Annotated in this window: 8 protein-coding genes and 2 pseudogenes; 5 read left to right on the forward strand and 5 right to left on the reverse strand. The window is 32.9% G+C overall.

Features of this window, described 5'->3' with window-relative positions; all coding sequences use genetic code 11:
- Positions 1 to 145 (reverse strand): annotated as a pseudogene (locus C568_RS0129675) (IS6 family transposase); the annotation flags it as partial.
- A gap of 110 nt (positions 146 to 255) precedes the next feature.
- Here C568_RS0129675 and C568_RS0129680 point away from each other — a divergent pair.
- Positions 256 to 480: a hypothetical protein gene (locus C568_RS0129680; protein WP_123767132.1), complete on the forward strand. Its 225-nt coding sequence runs from the start codon at positions 256 to 258 to the stop codon at positions 478 to 480.
- Between the two features lie 174 nt (positions 481 to 654).
- Positions 655 to 972: a hypothetical protein gene (locus tag C568_RS35950; RefSeq protein WP_018783666.1), complete on the forward strand. Its 318-nt coding sequence runs from the start codon at positions 655 to 657 to the stop codon at positions 970 to 972.
- A 486-nt stretch (positions 973 to 1,458) separates the two neighbouring features.
- Here the strand turns inward: C568_RS35950 and C568_RS0129690 are convergent, their stop codons facing one another.
- Positions 1,459 to 2,895, reverse strand: a complete 1,437-nt coding sequence (locus C568_RS0129690) for an IS4 family transposase (protein WP_018783667.1) — start codon at positions 2,893 to 2,895, stop codon at positions 1,459 to 1,461.
- Positions 2,896 to 3,001: 106 nt separating this feature from the next.
- Here C568_RS0129690 and C568_RS31560 point away from each other — a divergent pair.
- Positions 3,002 to 3,229: pseudogene (locus C568_RS31560) on the forward strand (DDE-type integrase/transposase/recombinase); the annotation flags it as partial.
- 140 nt (positions 3,230 to 3,369) lie between these two features.
- Here C568_RS31560 and C568_RS0129700 read toward each other — a convergent pair.
- The 3 genes from C568_RS0129700 to C568_RS0129710 form a co-directional block, all read right to left on the reverse strand.
- The gene (locus C568_RS0129700) at positions 3,370 to 4,314 is read right to left on the reverse strand and encodes a phosphotransferase enzyme family protein (protein WP_018783669.1); all 945 of its coding nucleotides are present in this window, start codon (positions 4,312 to 4,314) and stop codon (positions 3,370 to 3,372) included.
- Between the two features lie 211 nt (positions 4,315 to 4,525).
- Positions 4,526 to 4,669 carry a hypothetical protein gene (locus tag C568_RS33985; protein WP_018783670.1) on the reverse strand — a complete coding sequence of 48 codons (144 nt, stop codon included), beginning with the start codon at positions 4,667 to 4,669 and terminating at the stop codon, positions 4,526 to 4,528.
- Between the two features lie 334 nt (positions 4,670 to 5,003).
- Positions 5,004 to 6,632, reverse strand: a complete 1,629-nt coding sequence (locus C568_RS0129710; RefSeq protein ID WP_018783671.1) for an FAD-dependent oxidoreductase — start codon at positions 6,630 to 6,632, stop codon at positions 5,004 to 5,006.
- A 642-nt stretch (positions 6,633 to 7,274) separates the two neighbouring features.
- Between C568_RS0129710 and C568_RS0129715 the strand changes: the two genes are divergently transcribed.
- Together C568_RS0129715 and C568_RS31565 are read left to right on the forward strand one after the other, a co-directional pair.
- Complete coding sequence (locus C568_RS0129715) at positions 7,275 to 7,802, forward strand: M23 family metallopeptidase (RefSeq protein ID WP_018783672.1); 528 nt, start codon at positions 7,275 to 7,277, stop codon at positions 7,800 to 7,802.
- 706 nt (positions 7,803 to 8,508) lie between these two features.
- Positions 8,509 to 8,744: phage integrase N-terminal SAM-like domain-containing protein (locus C568_RS31565; RefSeq protein ID WP_018783673.1), on the forward strand; the 236-nt coding region annotated here is incomplete at its 3' end.

The following is an 8,744-nucleotide window of genomic DNA, read 5'->3' on the forward strand; positions in this document are numbered from 1 at the left end:
TTGTGTGAGCCATGGATAAGCCTCGTTCCTCCATCATTTCCACCAGGTTACGGAAGCTCAAATTGTACCGTAGGTACCATCTTACTGTTAATAAGATTAGTTCCGGCTGATAATGCTTCCATTTGAACAAATTTCCCTTTTCCATATCGATCACACACCTTTTTCTAGAGTAATACTATCAGTATGTCCAAGGTTAGGAGATTACTTGCATGTATCTTGAATTTCTTGCACCGGAACCAAAAATTGAGTTCTCTTGTGAAAATTTCTTTTAAAAATCATACTCCTCATTTAGAAGAGATTGATAATAGTAAAGGAGAAAGTGTTTTAAATATAGATCAAAAATCTAACGGAATTTTTACAAGATCTTATGAAAATAAACGTACAATTATTAAAATAAGGGATCTTAAAACACTTAAGGTTACAAATACACTGAAGTTAGAAAACAATGATCCTATATATTTTGTAGATAATATTAAATAATATTAAGAGAAAGTTTATCAAAGTTATACGTAAAGAAGGTTATTAAAAGAATTACAGAAATAGTTAAAGGAAACTATTGTAAATAAAGGTAATTATTTTTATTTAAGAACTACCTTTATTTAAATTTATTACTGAATAGAGTTTTTAATATTACAAATACGGGGAGTGAAAAGAATGTATTGGCAGACTCTTCCTAATTGGTTTTGGGTAATATATTATTTATTTCTATTGACTACATTAGGAGCTTCAATCTTTAGTATAATTCGAAGGAAAATGAAAAGTTTGTCTATTTTAGCATTCATTTTTGTTATGACAATCCCAATAATAAGTCTCATAAATAGTATTGACAGACCAGCAGGAACAAATGAATTTGAATATTTAATTAGTCAATTGCAACAAGGCTTTATTTGGTCAATATTTATAATTATAGGTTATTTGTTTTTATTAGTATGGTGGTTGTTGTTTTTGCTCAATAGTAAGACTATAAGTTAAGTTTATTGCATTAAAAGTACGATTTTATTCCTTTTTTGATTATAGATGAAAAAGTTTATATCCTCTATTTGTAATCATACTGAGCAAATAAATAAGTGAGCTGTGATGAAAATCCGGCTCTTTTGTTATTTTCAGAAATTTATTTAAAAAAATCACGTTTTTATTAAAAACGACTTCTCATACTTGTGGTACAAACCAACATAAATATAAGCTATTGCTGTTCTTGTTCCATTACTACACAGACCTCTAATTCACATATCTCACAAATTAACCAATTCCTTAACGTACAGGGAATCGGTTAAAATATGTCCAAATTGTGTCTAAACGTACAATTTTCTTTTTTTGATATGGTGACCCCATACCCATCAACTTAAGAACAGAAACAAAATGAAATTCCGTTCAAATAAACTAAAAAACTCTTAAAACACTTTTTATCCGTAAAAATGATCATGCCAAATAAACCTAAATAGGTATTATTTTTAAAGATTATGCAACTTTCTTTTGTTTTCTAAATCCACTATATTCATAGATAACACCCATAATATCAAAGACTGTCTTCTTCTCATACCTATGAGATTTCCGTCCGTTTTTCTGTAGTAGGTGGAATAGGCGGATTAGAATCTTTGTTATTTCTTGGGTGTTTTTCTGTATAGCTTGATACAGAAGATATAAATAATCTTGGATCATTCCTATTGCTTTATATTCGCTTAATTCTCTTTTCTTCTTTTGTAAAAGTAGTTGACGCATTTTAAACATAGTAGAGGAGCACAGGAAAATGGCGATGAGCTTTCCATATAGTTGGCACTCTAATCGTTCCTGTTTTACATTGCGATAATGATCTATTTTAAAGAGTGATTTCCACGTTTTAAAGACAATCTCTATTTGCCAACGCAAAGTATATAACTCATGTACCTGTTCCATCGGAACCCATTCCCAAGGTGTGTTCGTCACATATACGTTTAATCCCGCTACCATTTTACTTTTCTCTGAGTACGTTCTATTTTGTGATTTTTCTTTTTCCGCGATTTTTGCTTGTCGTTTTTGAAGTTGCTTTTCTGTTAATCGATTAAAAATGACGCGTGCAAACAGCTGTTGTTTATCACCAATATAAGCATTTTTTAATTCAAATGTTTCTCCAGGCTGTAATTGTTTCAAAATCTGTTTTACATCGATTTGTATGTATTCCGATTGTTTCTTAATTGCACCATTTTTAAAGTATTCTGGGCTCGGATTTTTCACATATACATTCGTATTCAATTTTAAACGAGAAATATAGTATGTACCTCGTTGATCCATTTGATCTAAGTCTTCCAATGAAAAATAACCCAAATCACGAATACATAAATCCCCTGGTCGTAAGGTATCTAAGCACTCTGTACCAAAAGTTTTGTCATTATTTTTTCCTGGTCCAACTTGAAAGTTAAGAAATTCCCCACTGTGTAGATCGTATTCTAATTGAATTTTGATTCCGGCTGTTTGGGCACATCCTCCAGAGCCTGGATATACATTCTCTAAAGCATTTGGCACTTGAAATAAGGTAGCATCTAGGATACGAATTCGCCCAAAATAAGAGAAGAGATGATTAGAAAATTGCGTTTGTTCACATATTTTTTGTTGTAACAGTAAAGAAAAAATATGTTGTAAAAACAAAACTGCTTTAGCATTTAAACGTTTATTTAAGCCCTCAGGGCTGAGTAAAGTACCAGTAGCTGCATGAAGCCTGCTACATAATCGGACTAAGGGATCACTTGCCACCCGTTGACTGATCCAAATACAAATGGTAGCTAAGTCTGATCCAGAGAACTTACGTTTTCGTTTTATAAATCCGATTTCTCTTGCAAGTTCTTCTAAGAATACAGGTGTAACATATCGTTGTAATTCTTCTGCAAATGGTAGTAGTTCATCTTGAATCGAGGGATTCATAAGAAAACGTCATCCTTTCTAATTTATCTTGTTTAGAAAGGATAACGTTTTTTGGTATTTGAGAGTATTAAAATCTCTTGAGTTGATGGGCATGTAAGGTGACCCCATAAAGCTAAGACAAGTTAGATATCTCAATAATATAGTGGAACAAGATCATCGTTTTATTAAGAAACGTGTGCGTTCTATGTTAGGGTTCAAGTCTTTTAGCACAGCTACATCCATTCTTGCAGGAGTAGAAGCCATGCATATGATTAAAAAAGAACAGATTGATTTACAGGATCAGTCTGTTCAAAACCAGAAAGAATTCATCCATCAATTATTCGGGCTAGCAGCATCAAATACAATTCCACTAGAAATATATGCGCTATATTCTCTTTTATTTTATCTTTGCACCAGAACCGCAAGTGCCATAGGAAATTTCACGCTATGCCCCTAAACATGATTAACGTAGTTTAGTTTAATAATAAAAGTTGGTTAAATATTAAGAATAGAGTAATTATGTTCAATCCTTATTCTAAAGTGGTTCATTATTCGTATTTGTTCTTCAGTTAACCTCTCTTTATTCCAGTACATATGCATTAAGTTATATTCAAATATTTCCTTCAATTTAATAAATAGAGAAAGTTTCTCTAACATCTCTGGAGATATATCATTTTCCTCTTGATATCCTTCGATTATTGCTTTCGTAATAGAACGTCCATAGTCAACTATGTTGCCATTCCCTACAAACGAATACTCCAACGCACTATATATTGGAACGGCTAAATCAAATATATAATAATGTTTTTCACAATCTTGAAAATCAACCATTGTCAGTTTCGAATCACTATCTACTAATATGTTTTCTAACCATAAATCCCCGTGTAGTAAACCATATGTAGAATTACATTTTGGCAAATTTTTAATTGTAGATAACACCTTATGTGCTATTTCTCTAATAGTACTTTCTTCTTTAGGTATATATTTATGAAAATCATATTCCTCATTATCATGCCAATCGTTGATATATTTAGTCGGCATTATATCTTCAAATTTCCTTGATAAACGATGTAATCTACCGATTTGCCGACCTAATTCTTTTAATACATTGGCATTCCATTGACTTCTTGGTAAATGTACACCAGAAGCTGCATTATATAAAACAGTTAAAACGTCCTTATCAAGTGTTATATTTTCTACTAATTTACCGTTTAAAGAAGATATGGCAGGCGGGACACCAAATCCTTCATTATATAAAAAGTTTGTATATTTAACCTCTTCTAACTGTTCATCATATGTTTTATAGTTCGTTATTCTAGCGAAGAAGTCACCTTGTTCTGCAATACACCGATACATTTCATTTGTTACTGATTCGACTTTAATAAAATTCACTGGATATAATTCGTTAAGTAATTCAAGTATCTTTTGTTCCATATACATTTTAATTCCTCCAATTCAATATAGATAATGACTTCCTTACAAAACTAACCTGCTTTGTTAGTTTAATAATAAGGTAATTCTTCCAGCTTCAAAAAAACCCCTTCGCACTTAATAGTATATCAAATGTGGGGAATTTTCCCATAAGAGGTACGGAAACGATTCAGGGTATGAGGGGCCACTCTGGGGTTTAATTACAAATCAAAAAAGGACTTTATTCAAGTTCTTTTAATCTACGATATAGAGCATCCTGACTCACTCCTGTAATCTGACATATTTCCTTTACTGTTTTATTGGTATGTTTTCGTAATTTAATTGCATGGTTCATGTCAGGATGTTTATCCGTGTATTTCTTCACTCTTCCCCCCTAAGAAAATATGCAAAAAAAGATAAGACCAGGAGCTCGGTCTTATCTATGGCATAAGGAGAAACAAATAGGGTGATAACCATCACTTTTTCATCATATTACATTAACTGTTGAATATTATAACCGACAATGGTATTAATATCCATATCAGGAAATTCATTACTAACTCTTATAGTTCCAAAAATTTCTTCTTTTCATAGGTATCCATGGGAATTTAGTTTATTTTTTTCGTTTTGGGGAACAATTAATTTCTTAAGTTGATGGGCATGGCTACCCCATAAAGTAATAAGCACCGTCTATGTTTCATAAACGATGCTTAAAATTATTATTTATTTACAAAATTACATAATAGATTGTTCATTACTCCTTCAAGTACTACACTCTCGTTTAATACTGCGTTTTCCGTACGCCAGCCAATAAATCCATCCGGTCTTATTAATACCGCTCCTTTAGGTTTCACTCCATATAACTTCCTAAAAACGCCATCTCGATCAATGAAATCTCCATTTAGACAAACTCGATACACCTTCATATTTACTCCTAAATGAGATGAAACGATATGTGCAGCTACTGACCAAGTACTATTTTCTGAGCCAGTAAGTAACACAAAGTTACTACCTAATAGATCAAGTATAGAAACTTCATTCCCTTCATACGTTCCCCAAAAATGTGGCGCACGCGTTCCTGGTCGTCCGTTCAGATCTACTATATCCATTCTATGCGGAGTTGTACTTTCATCTATAATCGCTTTTGAACAATACCGATAACCAACAGTAACAGCTAAACTATCCATATTATTCAAATTACCTTCATCTCTATTCGCAGCACGAAATAATATACTACTCGCATAGTCCGTCGTTAATTTCGCAACTGGATATCTCTCTTCGTGGTATGTTTCTAATAATTTTGGATCTGCTTTTCCTTTTATAACAGCCGCTAATTTCCAAGCTAGATTATGGGCATCTTGTATCCCTGTATTTGATCCGAATCCTCCCGTTGGTGGCATAATATGTGCAGCATCACCGACTAGAAAAACACGGTTGTCTTGAAATTTTACCGCTGTACTTTCTGTCGCTTCCCACGGTAAAATACTTAATATTTCCGGCTCAATATTCGTACTCCCAATTGCTGTTCGAATGATTTGTTTACAGCATTCTATAGTGAAATCCTCTGGTCGCTCTCCTTTTATTGGATCGTAAGCTACATGGTAAATCCATTTACTTACGTTATCGACCGGAATAAGCGCACCTAGAACTTCCGGATGTAGTATCATAGAAAACCCAAATGCGTCTCCTTTTATAAATGCACTCAAATCAGCTTCGAAGTAAATGTTCATATAATAACCACCGATTGTACCACGGCCCTCGGCTAAAATACCTAACTGTTTACGTATTTTACTTTTCGCCCCATCTGCTGCGATGACATAATCACAATGAATCGTGTTCTCTTTTTTCGTCTCACGATTTCGAATAGTTGCTATTACCCCGTTTTCATTTTGCTCATAAGAAACCAGTTCATGATAAAAAGATAGCTTTCCGCCTAATTTCCGCGCTTCTTGTAACATCATTTCTTCTAAAGTAATTTGATAACAAGAAGTTATTTTGGACGGGCTAATCTCTTCTACTTTGTTAAATAACTTTTCATCATTTCCATGCTGCGTCATCCTTAATTGTTCTAACTCCTCATAATTTGCCTCAGCTATTGTATGAACCGCAATTCTTCCGCGACAATTCTCCAATACTTTACCAGCTGATCTAATTCTTTTTTCTAGACCTAATCCTCGAAATAACTCCATTGTGCGAAAAGTAATCCCTCCTGCTTTCGGATGAATTGCAGTAGTCGGATGCCTGTCAATAAGCAAATAATCAATTTTATGTTTTGCAAGAAATAATGCAGAAGCTAACCCTGATAAACCTCCTCCAACAATTAAAACTGGCACATCATTCGATTTCATATATTTTCCCTCCACATATATTCTTCTGAGCTCAGTGACATAAATATAAGCAAAAGAACAACAAAAATATAGACTTATATTTCATTATGAATTATCATATAGATAGAGTACGCCTCAAATTATTTTATCATTTTATGCATCTACAATCATGAAGACTGTGTATGAATAAAATGATAAAATAAGAAGAGCCTTCGTTATATAACGAAGGCTCTTCTTATTTTAAACATTACAGTTAAATGGACACAATGTAATTAAGTCCTTACAGGGGTCACCATACATACCTATCAACTTAAGAATGGAAGCGAAATGAACTTTCGTTCATAGGGGTCCCGCCACACATCCATCAACTTAAGAATTTTATAGTACTCCAAAAATAATAAAATTGTACATTTTCACCTGGAGATGCCAATTTTCTCATTTTGGGGTCTTTATGTTCTGATGTGAATACATAAAAACAAGTAAAAGGAGTAGCAAAGCTGAAAAAAATGTTTTAATTTGAAGATGACTATCATGCCCTGTGGAAAAAATATTGTTTTCTAAAAGAATCTGTCTATTTTTGAGAAAAAAAGATTGGGAAGGGAACGAGTGAAAATAAAAAGAATACATCTACATAAATATTTTCAGAATATTGGGGGAGTTTTTATGAAGAAAAAGAAGTTGCTATCAATCACTGCATCAACTTTACTGCTTACATTTTGTATAGGCGGTTTTAATACTGCCGAGGCAGCTGGAACTCCAAAGTTTCAAATGCCTTTTCCTTGTGGACAGAAGTGGGAAGGACAAACTCGTTCTAATCATAGTCCAGCAAATTCTGTTGATTTTAACCGAGCAAACGATGAAGGAGATACTGTTGTAGCATCTGCTTCTGGCACAGTATCAAGAGTAGAAAATGAGGGAAATAGAAGTTATGGAAAATGGATTGAGATCAATCATGGAGACGGTTGGACTACTCGCTATGCACACTTAAGTACACAAAGCGTTAAAAAAGGACAAAAAGTTACGATAGGACAGAAAATTGGAACTGTGGGCAATACAGGAGGATCAACAGGTGCTCACCTTCATTTTGAACAAAGTTATCAGGGACAAGTCAAAAAAATTTCATTTAACGGCTCTCAAATTCATTATTGGGGTACAAAATCCTATACAAGTAAGAATAGTTGTAAAAAATAAATAGTAAGATCTTATTTCTTATACAATATGTGTTTCTTAAAGGGGTCACCTTAAGAGGGTGTCTTTTCTTATTAGAAGTCACCATACATGCCCTTTAATTTAAGAAATTTTAATACCCCTCAAGTACTAAAAAACGTTATCCTTTCTTAACAAGCTAGACTAGAAAGGATGACGTTTTTTTATGAATCTCTCGATTCACGGTGAACTACAACCATTTGCGGAAGAATTACAACGATATACCGTTTATAAAGGTATACTTTATCAATACAAGTTTTTTACCATATATATTAAAATTAAAATACCCTTTCAAAATATGACAACTCCTTTCACCAATCGTGGAAGGAGCTTTTTTCGTTCGTAAAGGTATACTTTTATAGACAATCCAAAGGCTCTCCACATCTTTGAATACGTAGTAATAAAAAGTGAATCAAAAGGTGTACCTTTTGAGACTGCACAAATAAATTAGTAATAAATTTCTCAATATGGATACTGTCGCTATTTTTAGCTATAATATTCAAAATTAACAGTTAATGTAATATGATAAAAAAGTGATGGTTATCACCCTATCTTTTTCTCCTTATGCCATAGATAAGACCGAGTTTCTGGTCTTATCTTTTTTATTTATATATTTTCTTTTGGGATGAATGGGTAAGTGGAATATGTGTAAAATTTGATATACTAAAAGAAAAATTAGGATGATAAGGGTATGCCAACAAAAGAATTTCAAGATACTGTACAACATTTTTCTTCTTTCTTATTAAATAAAGGACGCAAGCCTTCTACAATTAAACGATATGTTTATGATATTGAAGACTTTGGTCATTGGTTGCAAAAATCTAAAAAACTCCCTACATGCAATATATGGACGACACTTAATAAAAAGGATTTTGAAGCGTATTTTTACGATTTAAAGAAGAAACGACAGTACTCTGACAAAACAAT

The sequence above is a fragment of the Bacillus sp. 95MFCvi2.1 genome, assembly GCF_000374965.1.
Taxonomy (GTDB): domain Bacteria; phylum Bacillota; class Bacilli; order Bacillales; family Bacillaceae_G; genus Bacillus_A; species Bacillus_A pseudomycoides.

Excerpts from the sequence above, each read along its gene's own strand:
- C568_RS35950 (WP_018783666.1), top strand. The coding sequence starts at position 655 with ATGTATTGGCAGACTCTTCCTAATTGGTTTTGGGTAATATATTATTTA.
- C568_RS0129690 (WP_018783667.1), bottom strand. The coding sequence starts at position 2,895 with ATGAATCCCTCGATTCAAGATGAACTACTACCATTTGCAGAAGAATTA.
- C568_RS0129700 (WP_018783669.1), bottom strand. The coding sequence starts at position 4,314 with ATGTATATGGAACAAAAGATACTTGAATTACTTAACGAATTATATCCA.
- C568_RS0129710 (WP_018783671.1), bottom strand. The coding sequence starts at position 6,632 with ATGAAATCGAATGATGTGCCAGTTTTAATTGTTGGAGGAGGTTTATCA.
- C568_RS0129715 (WP_018783672.1), top strand. The coding sequence starts at position 7,275 with ATGAAGAAAAAGAAGTTGCTATCAATCACTGCATCAACTTTACTGCTT.